Genomic DNA, 24,321 nt, shown 5'->3' with positions numbered 1-24,321 from the left:
TCTCTCGGGGGCGGACGTGCGAGCGGGTGCCGGCGGCGCGTGGCCCGGCCGGCGTCAGGGAGGTCAGGGGGGTCACGCGGCGGAGCCGCGACGTCGCGCACGCCACCAGACAGCACCGGCGGCCGCGGCGAGCACCGCGGCACCGGCGGCGAGTGCCGGCGGCAGGGCGGAGCCGTCCGCGTCCGCGTCGTCCACCGCGGCGGCGACCGTCGGTTCGGCGGTCGGGCTCGGCGCGGGCTCGGCCGGCTCGGTCGCGGACGGCTCCGCCGGCGGGGTCGCGGGCGCGTCGTCGGTCGCGAAGGTCACGGGGGTGAACGTCTCGTTGGTGGCGTTCTCGACGCCGTGCGCGCCGATCGTCAGGACGCCGCACGTGACCTGCAGGCAGTCGATCTCGCTCGTGCCGCCCGCGGCGTCCGGTGCCGCGAACCGGGCACCCGGCACGGTGACGGTGGCGCTGAACGACCCGTCCTCGCCGAGGGTGCCGCCGTTCGCCTCGACCGCCGTCTGCGACCCGGGGAACGCGACGAAGACCTGGTAGCCCGCGTTGTCGCGTGCCGCCTCGTCCACGGCGTAGCGCAGGTCGGTGCCCGTCGCACCGCCCTGGCTGGGCCGCCACGTGCCACCCGCGGGGTCGTCGACCCACCCGAACAGCACGTACAGGCCGCCGAAGCCGCCGGTCACGACCTGGAAGCCGGATCCGGTGACCTGCAGGGTCGTGGGCTCGCCCACCGGCAGGCCGTCGACGCGGTCGACGGTCACGGACGCCGTCGAGGGCGCGGCCGCCGCGGGCGGGACCGTCGCGACGAGAGCGGCGGACGCGAGGACGGCGGCGGCCAGGGCCGGCCGACGCAGGACGGGGGTCATGGGGTCTCCTGGCTGAGGGCGGGGGGCGCGGCGTCGCGGGGCGAGCGCACGGGCAGGACGACGATCTCGCCGGGCGCGCCGGGCACACCCGACGGCCGGTGCCACACGTCGACCGGGTGCTGGTAGACCGCCGAGAGGAGGTCCGACGTCAGGACGTCGGCCGGGGCGCCGTCCGCCCGGACGCGCCCGTCGGCGAGCACGACGACGCGGTCGGCCCACGCCGCGGCGAGCGTGAGGTCGTGCAGCACGACGACGACGGCGGCGCCCTCCCGCGCGGCCTGCCGCACGCGCGCGAGCAGCGCCTCCTGGTGACGGACGTCCAGCGCGGCCGTGGGCTCATCGAGCAGCAGCACGGGCGCCTGCTGGGCGAGGGTGCGGGCGAACGACGTGCGTGCCTTCTCGCCGCCGGACAGCGTGGGGAACGTGCGGGCCGCCAGGTGGACGACGTCCGCGTCCGACATGGCCGCCGCGACCACGGCGTCGTCACCGTCCTCCTGCGGCGTGCCGCGCCACGGGTGCCGACCCATGTGCACGACCTCCTCGACCCGGAACGGGAAGGACAGCCGCATCTCCTGCAGCATGACCGCCCGCCGCCGGGCCAGCCGCCGCAGGTCCTGCGCCTGCAGCTCGACGCCGTCGAGCAGGACGCGCCCCGCGTCGGGACGCGGGTCGCCGCCGAGCACCGACAGGAGCGTCGACTTGCCGGCCCCGTTCGGCCCGACGAGCGCGACGACCTCACCGGCGTCGACCTCGAGGTCGACGCCGTCGAGCACCGTGTGGGCGCCGTACGCGACGCGGGCGCCCTCGGCGCGCAGGACGCTCATGCCCACCCCCCGGCCGAGCGGCGGGTCCGGCGGATCAGCCAGAAGAAGAACGGCCCGCCGACGAGCGCCGTCAGCATTCCGATGGGCAGGTCGGCGTAGGGGACGGCGGTGCGCGCCACGAGGTCCGCGCCGACGAGCAGCACCGCTCCCCCGAGGGCCGAGGCCGGCACGAGCACGGCGTGCGACGGCCCCACCAGCATGCGGACGAGGTGCGGGACGACGAGCCCGACGAACCCGATGACGCCGCAGAACGCCACCGCGGCGGCCGTGAGGACCGCGACCACGACCACGGCCCCGATGCGCAGCCGCTCGACGTCGACGCCGAGGTGACGCGCCGGCCGCTCGCCCAGCGCGAGCAGGTCGAGGCGGTGGCTCATGAGGACGGCGACCACCAGCCCGACGAGGACGAGGGGCGCGACGACGGCGACGTACACCCAGCGCGTGCCGTTGAGGCTCCCGAGCTGCCAGAAGACGATCTGCTCGCGCGCCTGCGTGTCACCCAGGAAGGTCAGGAACGCGACCGCTGCACCGCCGACGGCGTTGACGGCGACACCCGTGAGCACGAGCGTCACGACCTCGGTGCGGCCTCCGCCGCGCGCGGTCAGGTACACCAGCAGCGTGGCCGCCAGCCCGCCGACGAACGCGAGCAGCGCGATCGTCCACGGCCCGGCGAACGTCCAGCCGGTGACGATGACGAGGCACGCGCCGACGGCGGCACCGGAGGACACCCCGACGATGCCCGGGTCGGCGAGCGGGTTGCCGAAGACGCCCTGCAGCACGGCACCGCCGGTGGCCAGCGCCGCGCCCACCAGCATCGCCATGACGACGCGCGGGAAGCGGATCGTCCACAGCGCCTGCTCGCCGTGCTGGTGGGCGGGCAGGGGCCCGACGTCCAGGCCGAGGCGGTGCAGCACCGAGCCGAGCACCTCGGCCGGCGGCACGCGCAGCTGGCCCGTCCCCGCGGCGACGACCGCGAGAGCCACGAGCGCCACGGCGAGCCCGACGAACAGCGCGCTGCGGCGCCAGGCCGTCCCCCGCTGCGGCGCCGCGACGACGGCGGGAGCGCTCACGGCTGCCCCGGCGCGTACAGCGCGACCGCGAGGGCGTCGAGCACGTCGGCCGTGGTCGGACCGAAGCTGAGGACCTGCGAACCCTCCATGTCGACGATCCGCCGGCGCTCGCCCGCGGGCGTGCTGGCGATCGCGGGCAGGCGGTCGAGCAGGCCGTCGACGCCACCGACGGAGGTCAGGCCGTCCGTCATCATGAGGATGACGTCGGGCGACGCCGCGACCAGCCCCTCGTCGTTGACGGGGCGCATGCCGCGCCAGCCGATCTCGTGCGCGACGTCGACGCCACCGAGCGCCTCGATGAGCGCACCGGAGCCCGACCCCTCGCCGAACATGTAGTAGATCCCCGCCTGGCCGCGCACGTAGAGGAAGACGATCCGCAGCCGGTCGGCCGGGTCGGCGGGCGCGACCTGCGCGATCTGCGCGACCTTCGCCTCGACCTCGGCCTGTGTGCGCTGCGCGAGCTGCTCGCCCGCGTCGCTCACGCCGAGCCCGGCGGCGACCTGCCGCACGAGGTCGGGCGCCCCGTTCACGTCGCGGTGCGAGTCGACGACGACCACCGGGATCCCGGCCTCGCGCACCTGCAGCACGACGTCCCACGGGCCGAGCGTGGTGTCGGTGACGATCACGGTCGGCGCGAGGTCGAGGATCGCCTCGGCCGACAGGTCGTGGCCGCCCGCCGTGACGAGCGGGCGGTCGGCGATTTCCGCGAAGCCGGACGACACGTCGCGACCGACGACGCGGTCGCCGAGCCCGAGCTCGAAGACGGTGCGGGCGAGGGTGCCGTAGACGTCGAGCGCGAGGACGCGCGAGACGTCGTCGACGGTGACCTCGGTGCCCTGCGCGTCGGTCACGGTCACGGGCAGCTGCGGGTCGGGGTCGTCGGTGACGGGCCGGACGGAGGCGTCGGCCACGACCGCGGTGGCGGGCCCGGTCGCGGCCCTCGGGTCGTCGACCGGCGTGACGTCGGCGAGGTGTCGGCCGCCGTCCGCCTCGACGGCGACGGCGTCCCCGGGGCCGGAGCAGGCCGTCGTCAGCACGACGAGCAGCGTCGCCATGGTCGCGAGCAGGGTCGCACGCGCGCGCACGGCGTTCACCGCCTTCGTCCGGGGGACGCGGCGCGAGGGCGCCGCCAGGCGAACCTAACCGAGGTTAGGCTCACCTACCAACACGCGGACGGAGTGGAGTAGGACACACGTCCTACTGACCACGGGGGCGTCACCTGCAGAAACCGGTGCAGAACGCCCGGCTCAGGACGCGGCGACGTCCAGCGCCAGCAGGTCGGCGACCGTCTCGCGGCGCACGAGCACGCGCGACTCGCCCGCCGTCACGGCGACGACGGGTGGCCGCGTCAGCAGGTTGTAGTTCGACGCCATCGAGCGCCCGTAGGCACCCGTCGCGGCCACGGCGAGCAGGTCACCGGCCCGCACGTCGCCGGGCAGCTGCACCTCGTGGACGACGATGTCGCCGCTCTCGCAGTGCTTGCCGACGACGCGCGCGAGCACGGGCGCGGCGTCCGACACCCGGGACACGACCTCCGCGTGGTACTGCGCGCCGTACAGCGCGGGGCGGATGTTGTCGCTCATGCCGCCGTCGACCGACACGTAGGTGCGCACGCGGCCGTCGTCGAGACGCACGGGCTTGACCGTGCCGACCGTGTACAGGGTCAGGCCCGCGGGCCCGACGATCGCGCGACCCGGCTCGATCGACAGCCGCGGCATCGGCGTGCCGAGCTCGCGCGCGGCGTCGGCGACGGCCTGCACGACCTCCTTCGCGATGCGGTCAGGGTCGACCGGGACCTCGCCGGGCAGGTAGGCGATGCCGTAGCCGCCGCCCAGGTCGACCTCGTCGACCAGGACGCCCGTGCGGTCGCGCAGCTCCGCCCGCAGGGCGAGCACGCGCTGCGCGGCCACCGCGAACCCCGAGGCGTCGAGGATCTGCGAGCCGATGTGCGAGTGGATCCCGAGCAGGTGCAGCTCGGGGTGGTCCAGGACCCGGAGCAGCCCGGTGAGCGCCGGGCTGTCGCCGCCGTCGGGGCCGGGCGCGAGCGAGAGCCCGAACTTCTGGTCCTCGTGCGCCGTCGAGATGAACTCGTGCCCCCCGGCGTGCACGCCGGTCGTCACGCGGACCATGACCGGCGCCGGCGCACCGCCCGGACCGCGGTGCGCGCGCACGAGCGCGGCCAGGCGGTCCACCTCGACCAGCGAGTCGACGATGATGCGCCCGACCCCCGCGTCGAGGGCGGCACGCAGCTCGTCGTCCGACTTGTTGTTGCCGTGCAGGCCGACGTGCGCGCCCGGGACGCCGGCCGCCAGCGCGACGGCCAGCTCCCCGCCGCTCGCGGTGTCGACGCGCAGGCCCTCGTCGTGCACCCAGCGCGCGACGGCGCGCGTCAGCAGCGCCTTGCCCGCGTAGTACACGTCGACCTTCGTGCCGTGCTCGGCGCACGCGGCCTCGAACGCCTCGCGGTAGCCGCGGGCGCGGGCGCGCAGGTCCGCCTCGTCGAGCACGTAGGCGGGCGTGGCGTGCGTGGCCGCGAGGTCGCGCACGTCGACGCCCGCGACGCGCACGGCACCGTCTGCACCCCGCACGACGCCCGTCGACCAGGGCAGGCCGAGCGGCTCGCTCACATCCGCTCCGGGGCGCCGACCCCCAGCATGCCGAGCGCGTTCGCGAGCACCTGGCGTGTCGCGTCGTTGAGCCACAGCCGGGTGCGGTGCGCGTCGGTGACGGCCTCGTCCCCGAACGGCACGACGCGCAGCTTCTGGTCGTACCACTTGTGGTACGCGCCGGCGACGGCCTCGGCGTAGCGGGCCACGCGGTGCGGCTCGCGCAGGTCCGCCGCCTGCGCGACGACGCGGGGGAAGTCCGCGAGCAGCCCGAGCAGCTTGGCCTCGGACTCGTGGTCGAGCAGCGAGGCGTCGAACCCGTCCTCGCGGCGCACGCCGGCCTCGGCGGCGTTGCGTGCGACGGCCGCCGTGCGGGCGTGCGCGTACTGCACGTAGAACACCGGGTTCTCGTTGGTGGCCTTCGTCAGCAGGTCGAGGTCGAGGTCGATCTGCTGGTCCGACGACGAGCGCGACAGCGCGTAGCGCGCGGCGTCCACGCCGACGGCCTCGACGAGGTCGTCCATCGTGATGACCGTGCCGGCGCGCTTCGACATCCGGACCGGCTCGCCGTTCCTCATGAGGTTGACGAGCTGCCCGATGAGCAGCTCGAGGTTCACGTGCGGGGTGTCGCCGAACGCCGCGCACACGGCCATCATGCGGCCGACGTACCCGTGGTGGTCCGAGCCCAGCATGATGACGACGCGGTCGAACCCGCGCTCGCGCTTGTCGAGGTAGTACGCGATGTCGCCCGCGATGTAGGCGGCCTCGCCGTCCGACTTGATGACGACACGGTCCTTGTCGTCGCCGAACTCGGTGGTGCGCAGCCACAGCGCGCCGTCTGCCTCGAACATGTGGCCGCTCTCGCGCAGGCGCGCGACGGCCCGGTCGACGGCACCCGACTCGTGCAGCGAGTCCTCGTGGAAGTAGACGTCGAAGTCGACGCCGAAGTCGTGCAGCGACTGCTTGATCTCGCCGAACATCAGCTCGACGCCGCGCGCACGGAACACCTCGCGCGCCTCGTCGTCGGGCAGCGTGCGCGGGTCGGGCTCACCGGCGGCCAGCGCGTCGGCGATGACCCGGTCGGCGATCTCGGCGATGTACTGCCCGCCGTACCCGTCCTCCGGTGCCTCCTCGCCGCGTGCCCGCGCGACCAGCGACCGCGCGAACCGGTCGATCTGCGCGCCGTGGTCGTTGAAGTAGTACTCGCGCGTCACGTCCGCGCCCGACGCGGACAGCACGCGGGCGAGCGCGTCCCCGACCGCGGCCCAGCGCGCGCCGCCGATGTGCAGCGGGCCCGTCGGGTTGGCGGAGACGAACTCGAGGTTGACCTTGAGCCCCGCGAAGGTGTCGTTCGTGCCGTACGCCCCGCCCTGCTCGACGATGCCGCGCGCGAGCTCGCCGGCCGCCGCCGCGTCGAGGCGGATGTTGAGGAACCCCGGCCCGGCGATCTCGACCGCGGCGATGCCCGGCACGTCGCCCAGGCGGCGGGCGAGCTCCTCGGCGAACGCCCGCGGGTTCACGCCGGCCTTCTTGGCGAGCTGCAGCGCGACGTTCGTGGACCAGTCGCCGTGCTCGCGCTGACGGGGTCGCTCGATGTGCACACGGGCCGGGATCGCGGCCGGGTCGAGGGCGAACGTGCCGTCGTCGACGGCGTGCACGAGAGCGCCGCGCAGTGCGTCGGCGAGCTGGTCGGGAGTCACGGTCCCAGGGTAGGCGACCGGCGCGGGCCGCCTGCGACAGGATCCGCCCGTCGAGCCGACACACTGGGGGCGTGCTCGCCGACCTCCTGCCGCCCGGCGTCGTCGGGGTCGAGGCGTTCGGGGCGTCCGCCGCGGCCCCGCTGCTCGGTGACGAGGCCGCCGCGGTCGTACGGGCCGTGCCTGCGCGACGCGCCGAGTACGCCGCCGTGCGGGCGTGCGCACGCGACGCGCTGGAGCTGCTCGGGGCCGGCCGGCCGGCGGTGCCCAGCGCACCGGACCGGTCACCGGTGTGGCCCGCGGGCGTCGTCGGCGCCCTGACGCACTGCGACGGCTACCGCGCGGCCGCGGTCGCGCGCGCCGACGCGTGGGTGGGCGTCGGGATCGACGCCGAGCCGCTCGCACCCCTGCCCGCGGGCGTGGCTGACCTCGTGATGTCGCACGACGAGCGGGCGGCCCACGCCGCCGGGCCGTGGCCCGAGCGGCTCGTCTTCTCCGCCAAGGAGTCCGTCTACAAGGTGTGGTCCCCGGTCGTCGGCACGTGGCTCGGCTTCGAGGACGTGCGCGTGGAGGTCGGTGACGGCACCTTCACCGCGCACCTGGACCGCCCCGGGCTGGGGGTCGACGTGCTGCACGGCCGTTGGGCCACGGGGCGCGGTCTGCTCGTCACCGCGCTCGCGCTGCCGCGCTGACCTGCGGACGTTCCCGCGCGACACGCCGGGGGCGCTGCAGGCGTCAGACTGGTCGTCGGGTCGTCGGACGTGTTGACTCGGGGACGGTGGCACCGCGGCCGTCCGTCTCGGCCGCGTCCCGCGCCGCCGACCACGAGGAGGCCACCGCCCATGGTGCGACGCACCGGACTGATCGACACCGCCGTCGAGTCGCTGCGGTCCCGCATCAGCTCCGGGGAGTGGCCCGTCGGGTCGCGCATCCCGCCCGAGCCGTCGCTCGTCGAGCTGCTCGGGGTCGGGCGCAACACCGTGCGCGAGGCCGTCCAGTCCCTCGTCCACGCGGGGCTGCTGGTCCGGCGCCAGGGGTCGGGCACGTACGTGCTGTCGTCCTCCGAGCTCGCCGTCACCATGAGCCGCCAGATCGCCGACGCACGGCAGCGCGACGTCGTGTCCGTGCGCCGGGCGCTGGAGATGGAGGCGGCCCGGCTGGCGGCGCACCGTCGCACCGCGACCGACGCCTCCGACCTGCTCGCCAAGCGTGACGCCCGAGCCCGCGCCTACGCGGGCGGCGACCTCGACGAGATGGTCTCGACGGACCTCGAGCTGCACCGGACGATCGTCCGCACCTCGGCGAACCCCGTGCTGCGATCCCTGTACGACAACCTCATCGAGGCCATCGGGGACAACATCCGCTTCAACTTCGTCACCGACGCGCACGCGCACGACTCGCACGACTCGCTCATCGAGGCCATCGTCGCGGGCGACCCCGACCGCGCCGCGTCCGAGACGAGCGACTACCTGTCGGGCCTGCTCGACGACGCGTGAGCCGCAGCACCGGAAAGCGGGCGGAGAGGCCCCGGGAGGGCTGGTAGTCTCGGGGATCGCCGCGCGCCCGTAGCTCAGCGGATAGAGCGTCTGCCTCCGGAGCAGAAGGTCGAAGGTTCGAATCCTTTCGGGCGCACCACACGAGAGCCCCACCGCCGTTCCCGGCCGTGGGGCTCTCGCGCACCCAAGCGTGCGACGCTGCCGTGCTCGGACGCCGCGACGCACGTCCGCATGGGCCGCACGCTGGGGCGGCGGTCGGGGCTGCGGCAACCGCCCGGCCCACGACTACGACTACGACTACGACCACGACCACGACCACCGCACCGGGACGGTGACGCTGTCGTCCCCCGTGGACCTGTCCGAACGGCTCGACCCGGCCACCCTGCACGTGGGCGAGGAGATCACGGTCACGCCCGCCCGCGTCGCCACCTCGGCGGTACCGGGGGTACCGGTCGTCGACGTCGTCCAGGGCAGCACCCGCGGAGTCCGAGCCGACGCGCGCCGAGGGCGGGCCGCTGGCACGCTCCGGGTATGACGACTCCGCACCCGGCGGACGGGGACCCCACGTCCCCCGTCGACGACAGCACGTCACTGCGAGGCGACGAGCAGAACCCTGGCACGGGTGCCCCGGAGCATGGCCCCCGACGGAACCGGTCGTGGTGGTGGGCCACCGCGCTGACCCTGGCGCTGGGGTTCACCGTGCCGTCCGTGGTCGCCGCCAGGTCGGAGGTCCTCGACACCGCCCTGGCCCGCGACATGCAGGAGCGCGGCGCCCGCGCCACGGCCACACAGGTCGAGGTCTACGAGGCGCCGACGTGCCGCTTCTGCTTCGCCTCCGACGACGTCCGGGCGCAGGTCGACGGCAGGAGCGTCGACCTGCGGGGCGTCGACGTGCCGTTCGGCGACGTCCCGGTCGACACCTGGGCCGCAGCACCCGACGGCACGCGGTACGCCGGGCCGCTCGCCGTGCGGCAGGACCCGCAGGACCGCACCCTCGTCATGGCGCAGGCCGACGTCGACGACTACGTCGACGGCGGGAACGCGCGCACCTGGCTCGTCGTCGCCGGCGTCAGCGCGACCGTCACGGCGGTGCTGCTCGGCCTGATCGCGTGGCGCGTCTGGGTCCCGTGGCTGCGCAGCCGGCGGGCAGGGTGACCCCCGCGGCGCGTCGACCACCTCGACGTGGGAGGTGACGCGGCGCCTGCCCCGCTGCGCTGCGGACCCTCCCGACCGCCGGGGCCGTGGCCCGGCGCCCGCAGGTCGAGGGACCAACGGCCCCGGCGCCGGGACCGCCCGGCGAGGATCGTGGGGTCATGACAGCGATGGTGGTGTTCGAGTCCATGTTCGGCGGCACCCAGGCGATCGCCGAGGCGGTTGCTGCGGGCATCGCGTCGTGCGGCCTGCCGGTCGACGTCGTCGAGGTCGGCCGCGTCGTGGGTGCCGGGGAGCGCACACCGTGGCGCGCGACGGACGTGCTGCTGCTGGCCGTGGGAGGGCCCACGCACCTGCGCGGCATGAGCACCAACGACTCGCGCACGCAGGCCCGCGCTCACGCCCCGACCGTCTCCGGCCTCACCGGGCTGGACCGCTGGCTCAGCTCGGCGCCGGACCTGGTGGCCGACACCCCGGTGGCCGCGTTCGACACCGCCTGGGGCACACCGGACAGCGGCTCCGCGGCGCACGCGATCGCCGAGCGCCTGCAGGCGCTGTCCGGGAAGCTCGTCGCGCCGCCCACGTCCTTCGAGGTCGCCGGGACCACCACCGGGCCGACGGACGCGGAGCTCGAGCGGGCGTTCGGCTGGGGCGCCACGCTCGTGTCCGCGCGGGCGTAGCAGGCGACCTCGACGCGCGGCGGGCCACCGCCTGCGCCGGCGACGTCCGGCCGCCCCGACACGTCGCCCGGGGGTGGGACTCAGGTCCCCTCACGGGCGCGCGGGAGCGGCGGGAAGCGGCGTGCGTCACACCCCGAGGACTTTCATCCCATCTTTTTGGGACCCCCTGTACCTAGCGTCTGTACCAGCGGCAGACGGCTCCAGCGTCGGCCATCCCACCCACTACCCGGGGAGTCCATGGTGTCCGAGACCACCAAGAAGAGCACCCGCGCGAAGGCCCCCGCCGACGCGCCGACCGAGGTGTCCTCGGCCGCCGGTGCCCAGCCCGCCGGCACCGCCCTCGGCGTGACCGAGCCCGACGAGGTCGCCCAGGCCATCGACGAGCTCGTCGCCAACGCCACCAAGGCGCTCGCCGAGTTCGCGTCGATGACGCAGGAGGACGTCGACCGCTTCGTCAAGAAGGGCGCGGTCGCCGCGCTCGACCAGCACGGCCAGCTGGCCAGGCTCGCGGTCGAGGAGACCGGGCGTGGCGTCTTCGAGGACAAGGCCGTCAAGAACATCTTCGCGTGCGAGCACGTCACCAACTCGATGGCGAACCTCAAGACGGTCGGCGTCATCAACGTCGACGAGCTCAACGGCATCACCGAGATCGCCGAGCCCGTCGGGGTCATCGCCGGCATCACGCCGGTGACCAACCCCACCTCGACCGCGATCTTCAAGTCGCTGATCTCGCTCAAGACCCGCAACCCGATCATCTTCGCGTTCCACCCGAACGCGCAGCGGTCGTCGGTCGCGGCCGCCCGGATCGTGCGGGACGCGGCCGTCGCCGCGGGCGCCCCCGAGCACTGCATCCAGTGGGTCGAGGTCCCGTCGCTCGCCGCGACCGGCGCCCTCATGAACCACCCGGGCGTCGCCACGATCCTCGCGACCGGCGGCAACGCCATGGTCAAGGCCGCCTACTCGTGCGGCAAGCCCGCTCTCGGGGTCGGCGCCGGCAACGTCCCGGCGTACGTCGAGAAGACCGCCAAGCTCGCGCGGGCGATCAACGACATCGTGCTGAGCAAGGCCTTCGACAACGGCGTCATCTGCGCCTCCGAGCAGGCCGCGATCCTCGACGACGAGATCTACGACGCCGCGATGGCGGAGTTCGCCCGGCTGCACGCCTACCGCGTGAGCCCGGCGGAGAAGGCGAAGCTCGAGCAGTTCATCTTCGGCGTCGAGTCCGGCGGCGAGAACTGCGGCGGAGCGAAGCTCAACCCCGCCGTCGTCGGCAAGTCGCCCCAGTGGATCGCGGAGCAGGCCGGCTTCACGGTGCCCCGCGACACGTCGATCATCCTCGCCGAGGTCACCGGCGTCGGCCCCGCCGAGCCGCTGACCCGCGAGAAGCTGTGCCCCGTGCTGGCGGTGCTGCGCGCGTCGTCCACCGAGGAGGGCATCTCACTGGCCGAGCAGATGGTCGAGTTCGACGGTCTGGGCCACTCCGCTGCCATCCACACGCAGGACGAGGCGCTCACGATCGAGTTCGGCAAGCGCGTCAAGGCGATCCGGGTCATCTGCAACGCACCGTCGTCGCTCGGCGGCATCGGTGACATCTACAACGCGTTCATCCCGTCGCTCACGCTCGGCTGCGGCTCGTACGGCCACAACTCGGTGTCGAACAACGTGTCGGCGGTCAACCTGATCAACGTCAAGCGCGTGGGCCGGAGGAACAACAACTTGCAGTGGTTCAAGGTCCCCGCCAAGACGTACTTCGAGCCCAACGCGATCCGCTACCTCGCGGACATGGCGGACGTCGAGCGCGTCACCATCGTCACCGACACCACCATGACCAACCTCGGCTTCGTCGACAAGGTCCTCGACGTCCTGCGTCGGCGCTCGAACAACGTCGCCGTGCAGATCATCGACGAGGTCGAGCCCGAGCCGTCCGTGCGCACGGTCCAGAAGGGCGCCGCGAACATGCGGCACTTCCGTCCCGACACGATCATCGCCCTGGGCGGCGGCTCGCCCATGGACGCCGCGAAGGTCATGTGGCTGCTCTACGAGCACCCCGAGATCGTGTTCTCCGACCTCAAGCAGAAGTTCTTCGACGTGCGCAAGCGCGCGTTCAAGTTCCCCGTGCTGGGCGACCTCGCCAAGCTCGTCTGCATCCCCACCACGTCGGGCACGGGCGCGGAGGTCACGCCGTTCGCCGTCATCAGCGACCCCGAGTCGGGCAAGAAGTACCCGCTCGCGGACTACGCGCTGACGCCGACCGTCGCGATCATCGACCCGGTGCTCACGCACAAGATGCCGCGCTCGCTCGCGGCCGACTCCGGGTTCGACGCCCTGACGCACGCGACCGAGGCGTTCGTCGCCGTGTACGCCAACGACTTCACCGACGGCATGGCCCTGCAGGCCATCCGGCTCATCTTCGACAACCTCGCGCAGTCGGTGAACGGCGACCCGAGCGACCCGGTCACGCAGGACGCGCGGGAGAAGATGCACAACGCGGGCACCATCGCCGGCATGGCGTTCGGCAACGCGTTCCTCGGCATCGTGCACGCGATGGCGCACACGATCGGGTCGACGTACCACCTGGTGCACGGCCGGACGAACGCCACGCTGCTGCCGCACGTGATCCGCTACAACGGGACCGTCCCGACCAAGCTCACGAGCTGGCCGAAGTACGAGTCGTACGTCGCGCCCGAGCGGTTCCAGCAGATCGCCGCGATGCTCGGCCTGCCGGCGTCGACGCCCGAGGAGGGCGTCGAGTCGTACGCCCTGGCCGTCGAGGCGCTGCGCGCCAAGGTCGGCATCCCCTCGTCCTTCCAGGCGCAGGGCGTCGACGAGCAGGAGTTCATGAGCCGGCTCGACGAGGTCGCGATGGGCTCCTACGAGGACCAGTGCGCCCCGGCGAACCCGCGCATGCCGATGATCGACGACATGAAGGACCTCATGACCGCGGCCTACTACGGCACGTCGCTGGAGGACGTCCGGAACCGCCGCGAGCGGGCGGGGGCCTGACCGACTCCCCGACGGTCCGCCGCGCCACCTCGTGGCCGCGGCCCCCCGTCACCGCTCCGACGCCCCCGACCGGCACTGCCGGGCGGGGGCGTCGCCGTGCACCGGGCCACGCCCGGCCGTCCACCGCGCGCCGTGGGCCATGTCGGGGCAAACTGGGCGCCCCCGGCCACCCCCCGGCCGGGCTCCCGAACCGAAGGAGGGTCCCCGTGGCCGCGCTCGGCTCCCCCACCCGTCGTCCTCAGCCCCGCACCGTGACGCCCCGCCGCGGGTTCCGCGTCGTCCACGCGCTCGCAGCGGGTGCTCTCGCGCTGGGCCTGACCGCGTGCACCGACGGTGACGTGCAGGAGGCCGCCGACGGCCTGTCGAACGCCGCGCAGGGCGCCGCCGACGAGCTCACCGCGGCCGGCGACAAGATCCAGCAGGCGCTCTCCGACGCCCAGACCCACGCCGACGAGGCACGTGCCGGTGTCGACGCCGCCCGGGCCGAGGTGGCCGGGCTCGGCGACGACGCGCGCGGTCAGGCCGACGCCGCGGTGACCTCGGCGCAGGCGGCCGTGGACCAGGCGGAGCAGGCCGTCGAGGAGGCGCAGGCCGACGGGGCCGAGGCGTCGGCCCAGGCGCTGGCCGACGCGCAGGCCAAGGTCGACGCAGCCCGCGCGGAGCTCGACGCCGTCACCGCGGGCGCGGGTGCCGAGGCGGGCGGTGCGCTGCAGGACCTGGGCGGCCAGCTCGCGGCCCTGGGCGAGGACCTCAAGGCCGCGACGCAGTGAGGTCGAGCGGCTGCCGTCCGACGGGTGGGTGGGTCGTGGGTGAAATCCGCGACTTGCCCGCGCGGACGTTGTCCGAGAGCCTCCACCTGCCGATCTTGATGGCATGACCGTTCGCACGCAGAGCCGCGAGGTGCGCCGCCACCGCACGGAGTGGTGGGTCGTCGCCGCATGGGCGTCGCTCGCTCTCCTCGTGGTCAGCGGCCTGCTCGCCGCCGCCGGCCTGCTCTGAGCGCACCACCCCGGGACCCGGCCGCGCCGCCGGACCCTATGCTCACCGCGTGACGAGCAGGTGGCAGCAGGTGGCAGCAGCGGCGGGGCTGCTGGACGCGGACGGCTCCGCGCGCGCGACGATCTTCGCCGAGATGTCCGCGCTCGCGACCCGCACGGGCGCCCTCAACCTCGGGCAGGGGTTCCCCGACGTCGACGGGCCGGAGCCGGTCGCGCGTGCGGCGTCCGACGCGATCCTCGCCGGCGTCAACCAGTACCCGCCGGGGCCGGGCACCGCGCCGCTGCGCCAGGCGATCGCCACCCACCAACGCACCCGCTACGGCCTCGAGGTCGACCCCGACACCGAGGTGCTGGTCACCACGGGCGCGACCGAGGCGCTGGCCTCCGCCGTCCTCGCGCTCACCGGCCCCGGTGACGAGGTGCTCACGCTCGAGCCGTACTACGACTCGTACGCGGCCGTGATCGCGATGGCGGGTGCCACGCACACGACCGCGCCCCTGCGGCCGACGCCCGACGGCTTCCGCCTGGACGTCGTGGCGCTCGAGCGCGCGGTGACCCCGCGCACGCGCCTGCTGCTCCTCAACTCCCCGCACAACCCGACGGGCGCCGTGCTGCGCCGCTCGGAGCTCGAGGCGGTCGCGCTCGTGGCCCGCGCGCACGACCTGCTCGTGGTGACCGACGAGGTCTACGAGCACCTGGTCTTCGGCGTCGAGCACGTGCCCGTCGCGACGCTCCCCGGCATGGCGGCCCGGACGCTGACCGTCTCGTCGAGCGGCAAGACGTTCTCCTTCACGGGCTGGAAGATCGGCTGGGTCACCGGGCCTGCGGAGCTGGTCGCCGCCGTCCGGACGATCAAGCAGTTCCTCACGTACGTCTCGGGCGCACCGTTCCAGCCGGCGGTCGCGCAGGCGCTGACGGACCCGGCGGCGCTGGCCTGGGTCGACGGGCTCGTCGCGTCCCTCGCCGAGCGGCGCGACCTGCTGTCCGAGGGCCTGCGGGACGCCGGCTTCGACGTCGTCCGGCCGGACGGGACGTACTTCGTCCTCGCCGACGCCGCTGCGCTGGGGGCCGTCGACGGCGCGACGTTCTGCCGCGACCTGCCGGCTCGCGCCGGGGTCGTCGGCGTCCCGGTCGGCGCGTTCACCCGCGCCGGTTCGCCCACGCACGACGCGCTGCGCACCTGGGTGCGGTTCACGTTCGTCAAGCGTCAGGACGTGCTGGAGGACGCCGTCACGCGCCTGCGTTCCGCGTTCGGCTGACGCGCCCGGCGCCGCTCAGGCGAGCTGCCACGCACCGCCGCGCCGGAACGCCGGCGTGGCCAGCGCCAGCACCGCCAGGCCCGTCACGGCCGCGCCGAGCATCACCGCGGCCATCGCGACCGCGCCGCCACCCAGGACGCCGGAGAGGTTCGCCACGACGCCACCGGTCCCGGCCTGCAGCGCACCGATGACCGCCGCCGCGGTGCCGGCCATCGCTCCGTGACGTCCCAGGGCGATGGCGGACGCGTTGGGCGGCGCGAAGTTGACGAGGGCGAGCACCAGCCACAGCACCACGAGCAGGGCCCACAGCCCGCCCGCGCCGGTCAGCGCCAGCACCAGCAGGACCCCGGTGAGCACGACCGTCAGGACGATGGCCACCCGCAGGATCCGGATGGGCGCGACACGACGCACGATCGCCGCGTTGATCTGCGCACCGAGGACGAGACCCGCCCCGTTGACGGCGAACAGCAGCGCGAACTGGTGGCCCGTCAGCCCGTACCCGACCTGCAGCACGAACGGCGAGGCCACGACGTAGGTCATGAGCACGGCCATGGTCAGTCCCGGCAGCACCGCGAGCGCGACGAAGTGCCGGTCCCGCAGCAGCCGCCCGTACCCGGACAGCGCGGTGCGCACGCCTCCCGGCCGGCGCCGCTCGGGCGGCAGCGTCTCGGGCATGCGCAGCAGGACGACGACCCACAGCGCCACGCCGAAGAGCGCGAGGAACACGAACACCGCGCGCCAGCCCCACTGCCCCGCGATGAGCCCGCCGAGCGAGGGCGCGAACAGCGGTGCGACGCCGATGACGAGCATGAGCCGTGACATCATCCGCGACGCGTCGGACCCCGTGAAACGGTCGCGGATCAGCGCCATCGCGACGACCGTGGCCGACGCGTTGAAGAAGCCCTGCGCCACGCGCAGCGCGACCAGCGGCACGATCGCGGGGGCGATCGCGCACAGCAGCGACACCACGACGTGCATCGCGACGCCGACGAGCACCGGGGCGCGGCGCCCGAACCGGTCGGACAGCGGCCCGATGACGAGCTGCCCGACGGCCCCGCCGATCAGCATGCCGGTCATCGTCAGCTGCGCGGCGGCGGCGGAGGTGCCGAGGTCGCGCGCGACGTCGGGCAGCGACGGCAGGTAGATGTCGGTGGACACCGCGGGGAGCGCGCACATGGTGCCCAGCAGGAGCACGTAGCGCGCGTCGGGGCGGTGGGCCGGCGCGTCGTCCGGGGGTGCGGCGCCGGTCGACGGGGGGCCGGTGACCGACGAGCCGGGCGAGCCCGAGGCAGCGGACGAGGGGCCGGCGGCGGTGGCCGGCGGCAGGGAACCGGGGACAGTGGCGCGAGGGCGGGACGAGTGCATCGCTCTCTATGGTCGCACCGCGGGCGCTCGTGCACGAATCGATTCGATCGGCGGGTCGTCGGCAGGTCCGGGTCGGGGCGCGACCTGGGCCGGTCCGCGTCCGGGTCGGCGCGGGCCCGGCCTGCGGCGATGGTGCGCGTGTCGGTGCCCGGTGGCAGGCTGACCGGCATGTGCGGCAGGTACGCCTCCTTCCGGGAGGACCAGGCGATCGCCGACGAGTTCGCCGTGGCGACCGTCGCGGACGACGTGCGCCTGCTGCCGCCGTCGTGGAACGTCGCGCCGACGGACGGCGTCCGGATGGTCGTCGAGCGCGCGGACCGCGCCACGGGCGAGATCACGCGCCAGCTGCGCGTCGCCCGGTGGGGCCTGGTGCCGTCGTGGGCCAAGGACCCGTCGATCGGCAGCCGCATGATCAACGCCCGCGTCGAGACGCTCGCCGACAAGCCGGCGTTCGCCAAGCCCCTGGCGGCACGCCGCGCGCTGCTCCCGGCGGACGGCTACTACGAGTGGCAGGCCGCCCCCGAGCCGCCCGCCGGCTCGCCGCGCGCCCGCAAGGCGCCCAAGCAGCCGTTCTGGATCCACCCGCAGGACGGCTCGGTCGCCGCTCTCGCCGGCCTGTACGAGTTCTGGCGCGACCCGACCAGGGCCGACGACGACCCCGACCGCTGGCTCGTCTCGGTGACGATCGTGACGCGCGCGGCCACCGAGGCGATGGCGGCGATCCACGACCGGCAGCCGCTCGTCCTCCCGCCCGACGCGTGGTCCGCGTGGCTGGACCCGGCCGTCGGGGCCGACGGTGCCCGCGAGCTCCTCGACGTGCCTCCCCCGCCCCTGCGCGCGACGCCGGTGTCGACCGGCGTCAACGCGGTGGCCAACAACGGCCCGTCCCTCATCACCCCCACGGGCCCCGACCTCACGACGTGACCCCGTCGCGGGTGGGGTCGGGGACGTCTGGCGACCCGGTGCCCGCCCCCGAGCGCGGCGACCGTCAGCGGGCGGCCGACTCCAGGCGGTACGGGAGGACCTCGCCGACACCGGCCAGGTCGCGCGCCGGCTGCGGGGTCAGCGCGAAGCGGGGGTCGCCGGACAGCACCTGGGCCGTGCCCGCGTCGACGAGCACGGTGCTCGGCTCCGCGACGTCGGTGAGCCGCGCGGCCAGGTTCACGCTGGGGCCGAAGACGTCACCGAACCGGGACAGCACGCGGCCCCAGACGAGTCCGACCCGCACGGGTGTCACGCCGCGCGCACCCTCGGCGAGCCCGCCGGCGCCGCGCGCCGCCTCGACGTCGAGCGACGCCCCGAACGCGTCGGCGAGCCCGATCGCGATGGCCGCGCCCGCGCCCGGGGAGTCCGCGATGAACAGCACCGCGTCGCCGATCGTCTTGACGACGCGTCCACCGGCGTTGACGACCACGTCGCGCGCCGCCGTCTCGAACCGCTGGACGAACAGCGACAGGTCCGTCGACCCCAGCCCGGCCGTGCGGCGCGTGAACGACACCATGTCGGCGAACCCGACCGCACGCGCGAGCGGCAGCATCGTGCCGTCCACGGCGACGTCGCGCAGGTGGCCGAACTCGGCGGCGTAGCGGTCGGCGACGGCCGCGAGCTGGCGCCGGTAGGAGTGCAGGAGCTGCTGCTCGAGCAGGGGGGCGAGGTCGCGCAGACGGTCGAGGACCAGCAGGCGCGCGGAGGTGTCGTCGAGCTCGTACCGCGTCGCCATGTCCTCGACGAGGGCCTCGACCTGCCACAGCGCGAGCCGGTCCGACGTGTGCCCGAGCGCGCGGATCACGGTCACGACGGTGCTCAGCGCCAGGCCGTGCACGACGACGAGCTCCTGGGCCATCGCGAGGGCGCGCGCGTCACGCTCGGTGAACATGACCTCGTCGTCGCCGAGGCTCGGCAGCCCGAGGGTCCGCCAGAAGTCGCGCACGGTGTCGAGGTCCAGCCCGGTGCGGTGCGCCAGGTCCCGTGCGCTGAGCGTCCGGGGACCGCCGAGCAGGAGCTCGTCGAGCGCGTCCGTGGTGCCGCTGGCGGGCGCCGCGGGGGGCGTCGGGAAGGGGTCGGCACCCGCCGTCCCGCTGTCCTGTCCCCGCACTTCCGGCACGGCACGCAGCCTAGTTCACGGGGCTGTGTCGCCGGTCACCCGCACGTGCGTGACGTCGCCGGCCAGCACGCGGCGCGTCGCACCGTCGTCGGCGCGCACGACGAGCGCGCCGTCGTCGCCCAGCTCCGTCGCCGTACCGACGAGCGCGGTGCCGTCGGGCAGCTCGACGCTCACGCGCTGCCCGACGGTCGCGCACACCGACGCCACCTCGTCGAGCAGGCCCGCCGCGACGGCGTCGCCCTGGTGCTCGGTCCAGCGCTGCGCGACCTCGTCGAGCGCCCGGACGAGGGCGACGAGGACGTTCGCCCGGTCCGCCGCCCGGGCGCCGGCGATCGCGAGCGACGTCGCCCAGGGCACGGGCAGCTCGTCGGGCCGCTGGTCGACGTTGACGCCGATGCCGACCGCGACGGCCGGCACGTCCGGGACCACCTGGGCGAGGACGCCCGCGACCTTGCGCGCGGTCCCCCACCCGTCGAGGTGCTCGGCCTCGTCGCCGAGGTCGACGAGCACGTCGTTGGGCCACTTGAGGACCGCCGGGACGCCCGCGGTGGCGCGCAGCGCACGCACCGCACCCAGCCCCGCCAGCAGCGGGAGCCACGCGTACGTCGCCGGCCCCGACCGCGGACGAGCGACGAAGGTGCACGTCAGCGACGAACGGGGCGGTGTCGTCCAGGTGCGTCCGGCGCGCCCGTGCCCCGCGCTCTGGTGCTCGGCGACCAGGAGGCTCGCATGGGGCCACGTGTCGGGCGCGGCACGCAGGCCGGCGACGACGGCGTCGTTGGTCGACGCGGTCTCCTCGACCACGTCGAGGCGTGCGAGGGGTCCCGCGGGGGCGAGCAGCAGCTCGCGCAGCGTGTCGACCTCGAGGGGCGGGCGCACGGTCATCCGGCCATCATCGCGCAGCACCGGTCGGCGGCGCCGCACCAACGCTCGCGGCCCTTCTTGTGGGGTCTCCACAGGCGCTCCCGGCCAACACGGTCGGCGGGGTGCACGCTGCGGGTCGACGCGCACAACTAGCCTTCGTCGGGTGACCCAGGACGACCCCGGCGCGCTCAGCGTCCCGACCGCACCCTCCCGGACGACCGCGGGGCTCCTCGAGGACCTGCGGGTGCGGCGTGCCGCGGCCGTCGGCGCCGCCGAGGAGAACGCCGTCGTCAAGCAGCACGCGCGCGGCAAGAAGACGGCCCGCGAGCGCATCGAGGCACTGCTCGACGCGGGCTCGTTCGTCGAGCTCGACGCGTTCGTGCGGCACCGCTCGACCAACTTCGGCCTTGAGAAGAAGCGCATCGCGGGCGACGGCGTGGTCGTCGGGCACGGCACGGTCGACGGCCGTCCGGTGTGCGTGTACTCGCAGGACTTCACGGTCTTCGGCGGGTCGCTGGGCGAGGTGCACGGGCAGAAGATCACCAAGGTGATGGACCTCGCGCTGCGCACCGGGGTGCCGCTGGTCGGCATCAGCGACGGCGGCGGCGCGCGCATCCAGGAGGGGGTGGCGGGCCTCACGCAGTTCGCGGAGATCTTCCGGCGCAACGTCGCGGCCTCGGGCGTGATCCCGCAGATCAGCCTGATCCTCGGCCCGTCGGCGGGCGGCGCGGTGTACTCCCCCGCCCTGACGGACTTCATCGTCATGGCCGACGGCACGTCCAACATGTTCATCACGGGCCCGGACGTGATCCGGGCGGTGACGGGCGAGGACGTGGGCTTCGAGGAGCTCGGCGGCGCGACGACGCACTCGACGCGCTCGGGCGTCGCGCACTACATGGCGTCCGACGAGGACGACGCGATCGACTGGGTCCGCACGCTGCTCGCGTACCTGCCGACCAACAACCTGGCCGAACCGCCCTCCTACGGGCACGACGCGGACCTCGAGGTGACGGACGACGACCGTGTGCTCGACACGCTCGTCCCCGACTCCGACAACCAGCCCTACGACATGCACACGGTGCTCGAGACCGTCCTGGACGACGGCAGCTTCCTCGAGGTGCAGTCGCTGTACGCCCAGAACGTCGTGATCGGCTTCGGGCACGTCGAGGGGCACCCGGTCGGCATCGTGGCCAACCAGCCGATGCAGATGGCGGGGACGCTGGACATCAACGCCGCGGAGAAGGCCGCGCGGTTCGTGCGCACGTGCGACGCGTTCGGCATCCCCGTGCTGACGTTCGTCGACGTGCCCGGCTTCCTGCCGGGCACGGACCAGGAGTGGAACGGCATCATCCGGCGCGGAGCCAAGCTCATCTACGCGTACGCGGAGGCCACGGTCCCCCTCGTCACCGTCATCACGCGCAAGGCCTACGGAGGCGCGTACATCGTCATGGGCTCCAAGCAGCTCGGCGCCGACGTGAACCTCGCCTGGCCGACCGCGCAGATCGCCGTGATGGGCGCCGGTGGCGCCGTGAACATCCTGCAGCGCGGCGCGCTGCGGACGGTCGCCGAGGCGGGTGGCGACGTCGAGGCCGAGCGCCGCCGCCGCACGGCCGAGTACGAGGACGCGATCGTCAACCCGTGGGACGCGGCCGAGCGCGGCTACGTCGACGACGTCATCGAGCCGTCCGAGACCCGCGCGCAGATCGTCCGCGCGCTGCGCCTGCTGCGCAGCAAGCGTGCGAGCCTGCCACCCAGGAAGCACGGGAACATCCCGCTGTGAGGAGTCAGTCATGAACGACGGCGGCCACGACGAGCACGAGGGCCACGGTCACGGCCACCCCGACGAGCACGACCCGGCGTCGCACGGGCGCGAGCCGCTCAGCGGCGTCGACGCGGACGAGCTGCACCGCACGGTCGACGAGCTGGCGGCGGCGCTGCACGCGTACGTCGAGACAGCGGTGGGCGTGCGTGCGGAGTTCGGCGCGCGCGAGGCCGACGAGGACCCGCGCGTGCTCGCGCTCGAGGGTCGGGTCGGCGCGCTGAACGCCCAGCTGTACGACCTGCTGCACGCGCGCCTCGGCCTGCACGCGGACCTGACGGGCATGACGTGGGACGACGGCGACACGGACGCCGACGCCCCCGTCGAGCCCGGCGACCACGACACCTTCCACCTCGGGTTCGTCGTCGAGCTGCCGCCCACGGTCAGCGACCTGACCCTCGACGCGGTCATCGACCTCGTCGACGACGGCGGCGCGCAGATCGCGCACACGCTCACGGAGCGCGGGTACGTCGTCGGCGAGTGGGGCGCGGGGCGCGGTGCCCCGGTGCTGCTCGACGACGAGGACGACGAGGAGGACCTGTGACCGCCGAGCCGCAGGACGTCGCACGTGCCGAGGCCCACGTGCACGTGGTGCGGGGGGCACCGGACGACGACGAGCTCGCGGCGCTGGTCGCCGGGCTCGTCGCGACCGCGGCGGGCCACGGCCCGCAGGACGAGGACACCGACGCGCCCGCGCGGGCCGCGCGCGCACGGTGGATGGCACCCGGGCGACTGCGCGGGGCGGCCGTGCCCGCGCACGGTCCCGACGCGTGGCGGTGGAGCCTGCGCGTCTGACGCATAGGGTGCTGGGGGTGACGTCCTCCTCGGTCTCCCCCCGTCCGGTCAGCCCCGTCGACGCCGTCGCCGACGCCTACGTGACCACGCTCGCCCGCCTGCACCCCGTGGGTGCGACCTACCTGGGCGTCGCCGGGCACGAGCGCGAGATGACGGACTTCTCCCCCGAGGCAGCGGCGGAGCGGGCCGCGGCCGCGCGCTCGGCCCTGCTCGCGATCGAGGGCCTGCCGGCGGCGGACGCGGTGGACGAGGTGACGACGGCGTCGATGCGGTACGCGCTCGGCACCGAGATCGACCTGCACGACGCCGGCGAGACCGCGCGCCTGCTCAACAACGTGTCGTCTCCCTCGCAGCAGGTCGTCGAGACCTTCGACCTCATGGCGAGCGACACCGAGCAGGCGTGGGACGACATCGCCGCGCGGCTCGCGGCCGTGCCCGCGGCCATGTCCTCGTACGTCGCGTCGCTGCGCTCGGCCGCCGCCCGTGGTGACGTCGCCGCCGCCCGCCAGGTGGCGGCCGTGGTCCAGCAGGCCCGCGAGGTCGCCGACCCGCAGCGGTCCGCGTTCACGCGGCTCGTCCGCGGCGCCGACGCGCGCCGCGTGCTGGGTGACGACCACCCCCTGCGCGCCGACCTCGAGCGTGCGGCGGGCGTGGCACGTGAGGCGTACGCGGACCTGGCGCGCGTCCTGGCCGACGAGCTCGCGCCGCTGGCGCCGCAGGACGACGCGGTCGGCCGTGAGCGGTACGCGCTGTGGTCCCGGCACCACGTGGGTGCGGTCCTGGACCTCGACGAGACGTACGCCTGGGGGCTCGAGGAGCTCGCCCGCGTGCAGGCGGAGCAGGCGCAGGTCGCGGCGCAGGTCGCCGGGCCGGGCGCGAGCGTCGCGCAGGCGGTCGCGCTGCTCGACGCCGACCCGGCGCGGCAGCTGCCCGACACCGACGCGCTCCGGGCGTGGATGCAGGCGACCTCGGACGCCGCGATCGGGGCGCTCGACGGCACGCACTTCGACATCCCCGCACCGGTACGGACCCTCGAGTGCCGCATCGCGCCGTCGCACACGGGCGCGATCTACTACACCGGCCCCAGCGACGACTTCAGCCGCCCGGGGCGGATGTGGTGGTCGGTGCCCGAGGGCGTCACGTCGTTCTCGACGTGGCGCGAGCGCACGACCGTCTACCACGAGGGCGTCCCCGGTCACCACCTGCAGATCGCCCAGGCCGTGTTCGAGCGCGCGACGCTGAACTCGTGGCGGCGGCTCGCGGCGTGGACGTCGGGTCACGGCGAGGGCTGGGCGCTGTACGCCGAGCGGCTCATGGCCGACCTGGGCTTCCTCGACGACCCGGGCGACCGCCTCGGCATGCTCGACGGGCAGCGGCTGCGCGCCGCCCGCGTCGTGTTCGACCTGGGGATGCACCTGGGTCTGCCTGCCCCGGCCGAGGTCGGCGGCGCGTGGACGCCGGAGTCCGGCTGGGACTTCCTGCGGTCCAACGTGAACATGTCGGACGCGTTCGTGCGCTTCGAGTTCACGCGCTACCTCGGCTGGCCGGGGCAGGCACCGTCGTACAAGGTCGGGCAGCGCCTCTGGGAGCAGGCACGGGAGACGGCGCGGTCCACCGCGTCGGACCGTGGCCAGCGGTTCGACCTGCGCGACTTCCACGCCCGTGCCCTCGCGCTCGGCTCCGTCCCGCTCGCGGTGCTGCCCGAGGCGCTCACCGCCTGACGGC

General features: G+C 74.5%; 23 protein-coding genes and 1 tRNA gene. 15 read left to right on the top strand and 9 right to left on the bottom strand.

The window, feature by feature from the left end:
* Positions 1-72 precede the first annotated feature (72 nt).
* The 6 genes from KKR89_RS05175 to argS form a co-directional block, all read right to left on the bottom strand.
* On the bottom strand, positions 73-864 hold the full coding sequence (locus KKR89_RS05175) for a hypothetical protein (RefSeq protein ID WP_208198165.1): 792 nt from the start codon (positions 862-864) through the stop codon (positions 73-75).
* Positions 861-1,688, bottom strand: a complete 828-nt coding sequence (locus KKR89_RS05170) for a heme ABC transporter ATP-binding protein (RefSeq protein ID WP_208198164.1) — start codon at positions 1,686-1,688, stop codon at positions 861-863. The genes KKR89_RS05175 and KKR89_RS05170 overlap by 4 nt, the downstream gene beginning before the upstream one ends.
* Positions 1,685-2,758, bottom strand: a complete 1,074-nt coding sequence (locus KKR89_RS05165; protein ID WP_208198163.1) for a FecCD family ABC transporter permease — start codon at positions 2,756-2,758, stop codon at positions 1,685-1,687. The genes KKR89_RS05170 and KKR89_RS05165 overlap by 4 nt, the downstream gene beginning before the upstream one ends.
* A complete protein-coding gene (locus KKR89_RS05160; RefSeq protein ID WP_251141024.1) occupies positions 2,755-3,843 on the bottom strand; it encodes a heme/hemin ABC transporter substrate-binding protein in 1,089 nt (362 codons plus the stop codon). The genes KKR89_RS05165 and KKR89_RS05160 overlap by 4 nt, the downstream gene beginning before the upstream one ends.
* 162 nt (positions 3,844-4,005) lie before the next feature.
* Complete coding sequence (gene lysA, locus KKR89_RS05155) at positions 4,006-5,385, bottom strand: diaminopimelate decarboxylase (RefSeq protein WP_208198162.1); 1,380 nt, start codon at positions 5,383-5,385, stop codon at positions 4,006-4,008.
* Positions 5,382-7,064, bottom strand: a complete 1,683-nt coding sequence (gene argS, locus KKR89_RS05150) for an arginine--tRNA ligase (RefSeq protein WP_208198161.1) — start codon at positions 7,062-7,064, stop codon at positions 5,382-5,384. Before argS ends, lysA begins: the two co-directional genes overlap by 4 nt.
* A gap of 71 nt (positions 7,065-7,135) precedes the next feature.
* On the opposite strand from argS, the gene KKR89_RS05145 reads away from it, so the two are divergent.
* From KKR89_RS05145 to KKR89_RS05100, 10 genes are all read left to right on the top strand, one after another.
* Positions 7,136-7,753, top strand: coding sequence for a 4'-phosphopantetheinyl transferase family protein (locus KKR89_RS05145; RefSeq protein WP_208198160.1), 618 nt, complete (start codon positions 7,136-7,138; stop codon positions 7,751-7,753).
* A gap of 150 nt (positions 7,754-7,903) precedes the next feature.
* Positions 7,904-8,557, top strand: a complete 654-nt coding sequence (locus tag KKR89_RS05140; RefSeq protein ID WP_208198159.1) for a FadR/GntR family transcriptional regulator — start codon at positions 7,904-7,906, stop codon at positions 8,555-8,557.
* 63 nt (positions 8,558-8,620) lie between these two features.
* A tRNA-Arg gene (locus KKR89_RS05135) sits at positions 8,621-8,696 on the top strand.
* Positions 8,697-8,747: 51 nt separating this feature from the next.
* Positions 8,748-9,092: a hypothetical protein gene (locus KKR89_RS05130; RefSeq protein WP_208198158.1), complete on the top strand. Its 345-nt coding sequence runs from the start codon at positions 8,748-8,750 to the stop codon at positions 9,090-9,092.
* Positions 9,089-9,712, top strand: coding sequence for a hypothetical protein (locus KKR89_RS05125; RefSeq protein WP_208198157.1), 624 nt, complete (start codon positions 9,089-9,091; stop codon positions 9,710-9,712). Before KKR89_RS05130 ends, KKR89_RS05125 begins: the two co-directional genes overlap by 4 nt.
* 158 nt (positions 9,713-9,870) lie before the next feature.
* Positions 9,871-10,389, top strand: a complete 519-nt coding sequence (locus KKR89_RS05120) for a hypothetical protein (protein WP_208198156.1) — start codon at positions 9,871-9,873, stop codon at positions 10,387-10,389.
* 240 nt (positions 10,390-10,629) lie between these two features.
* Positions 10,630-13,392: a bifunctional acetaldehyde-CoA/alcohol dehydrogenase gene (gene adhE, locus KKR89_RS05115; protein ID WP_307802246.1), complete on the top strand. Its 2,763-nt coding sequence runs from the start codon at positions 10,630-10,632 to the stop codon at positions 13,390-13,392.
* A 206-nt stretch (positions 13,393-13,598) separates the two neighbouring features.
* The gene (locus tag KKR89_RS05110) at positions 13,599-14,162 is read left to right on the top strand and encodes a hypothetical protein (RefSeq protein WP_208198155.1); all 564 of its coding nucleotides are present in this window, start codon (positions 13,599-13,601) and stop codon (positions 14,160-14,162) included.
* Between the two features lie 103 nt (positions 14,163-14,265).
* A complete protein-coding gene (locus KKR89_RS05105; RefSeq protein ID WP_208198154.1) occupies positions 14,266-14,391 on the top strand; it encodes a molybdopterin oxidoreductase in 126 nt (41 codons plus the stop codon).
* A gap of 49 nt (positions 14,392-14,440) precedes the next feature.
* The gene (locus KKR89_RS05100) at positions 14,441-15,649 is read left to right on the top strand and encodes a pyridoxal phosphate-dependent aminotransferase (protein ID WP_208198153.1); all 1,209 of its coding nucleotides are present in this window, start codon (positions 14,441-14,443) and stop codon (positions 15,647-15,649) included.
* Positions 15,650-15,664: 15 nt separating this feature from the next.
* Here KKR89_RS05100 and KKR89_RS05095 read toward each other — a convergent pair whose 3' ends face one another.
* Positions 15,665-17,014: a multidrug effflux MFS transporter gene (locus tag KKR89_RS05095; RefSeq protein ID WP_208198152.1), complete on the bottom strand. Its 1,350-nt coding sequence runs from the start codon at positions 17,012-17,014 to the stop codon at positions 15,665-15,667.
* 168 nt (positions 17,015-17,182) lie between these two features.
* Here KKR89_RS05095 and KKR89_RS05090 point away from each other — a divergent pair, with 168 nt between their 5' ends.
* Positions 17,183-17,938, top strand: a complete 756-nt coding sequence (locus tag KKR89_RS05090) for an SOS response-associated peptidase (protein ID WP_208198151.1) — start codon at positions 17,183-17,185, stop codon at positions 17,936-17,938.
* A gap of 64 nt (positions 17,939-18,002) precedes the next feature.
* Here the strand turns inward: KKR89_RS05090 and KKR89_RS05085 are convergent, their stop codons facing one another.
* Positions 18,003-19,118: an adenylate/guanylate cyclase domain-containing protein gene (locus tag KKR89_RS05085; RefSeq protein WP_208198150.1), complete on the bottom strand. Its 1,116-nt coding sequence runs from the start codon at positions 19,116-19,118 to the stop codon at positions 18,003-18,005.
* A 15-nt stretch (positions 19,119-19,133) separates the two neighbouring features.
* Complete coding sequence (locus KKR89_RS05080) at positions 19,134-20,003, bottom strand: biotin--[acetyl-CoA-carboxylase] ligase (RefSeq protein WP_208198149.1); 870 nt, start codon at positions 20,001-20,003, stop codon at positions 19,134-19,136.
* 142 nt (positions 20,004-20,145) lie between these two features.
* On the opposite strand from KKR89_RS05080, the gene KKR89_RS05075 reads away from it, so the two are divergent.
* From KKR89_RS05075 to KKR89_RS05060, 4 genes are read left to right on the top strand one after another with little or no spacing between them, the layout of a single operon-like run.
* The gene (locus KKR89_RS05075) at positions 20,146-21,762 is read left to right on the top strand and encodes an acyl-CoA carboxylase subunit beta (protein WP_208198148.1); all 1,617 of its coding nucleotides are present in this window, start codon (positions 20,146-20,148) and stop codon (positions 21,760-21,762) included.
* A gap of 10 nt (positions 21,763-21,772) precedes the next feature.
* Entirely contained in the window at positions 21,773-22,345 is a 573-nt protein-coding gene (locus KKR89_RS05070; RefSeq protein ID WP_208198147.1) for a hypothetical protein, read from the top strand.
* On the top strand, positions 22,342-22,596 hold the full coding sequence (locus KKR89_RS05065) for an acyl-CoA carboxylase subunit epsilon (protein WP_208198146.1): 255 nt from the start codon (positions 22,342-22,344) through the stop codon (positions 22,594-22,596). The genes KKR89_RS05070 and KKR89_RS05065 overlap by 4 nt, the downstream gene beginning before the upstream one ends.
* A 17-nt stretch (positions 22,597-22,613) precedes the next feature.
* Positions 22,614-24,317: a DUF885 domain-containing protein gene (locus KKR89_RS05060; protein ID WP_208198145.1), complete on the top strand. Its 1,704-nt coding sequence runs from the start codon at positions 22,614-22,616 to the stop codon at positions 24,315-24,317.
* Positions 24,318-24,321 lie beyond the last annotated feature (4 nt).

The organism is Cellulomonas dongxiuzhuiae, from assembly GCF_018623035.1.
GTDB lineage: Bacteria > Actinomycetota > Actinomycetes > Actinomycetales > Cellulomonadaceae > Cellulomonas > Cellulomonas dongxiuzhuiae.
The sequence above is the reverse complement of the archived record's forward strand: the minus strand, read 5'-3'. Positions and strand labels throughout refer to the sequence as shown.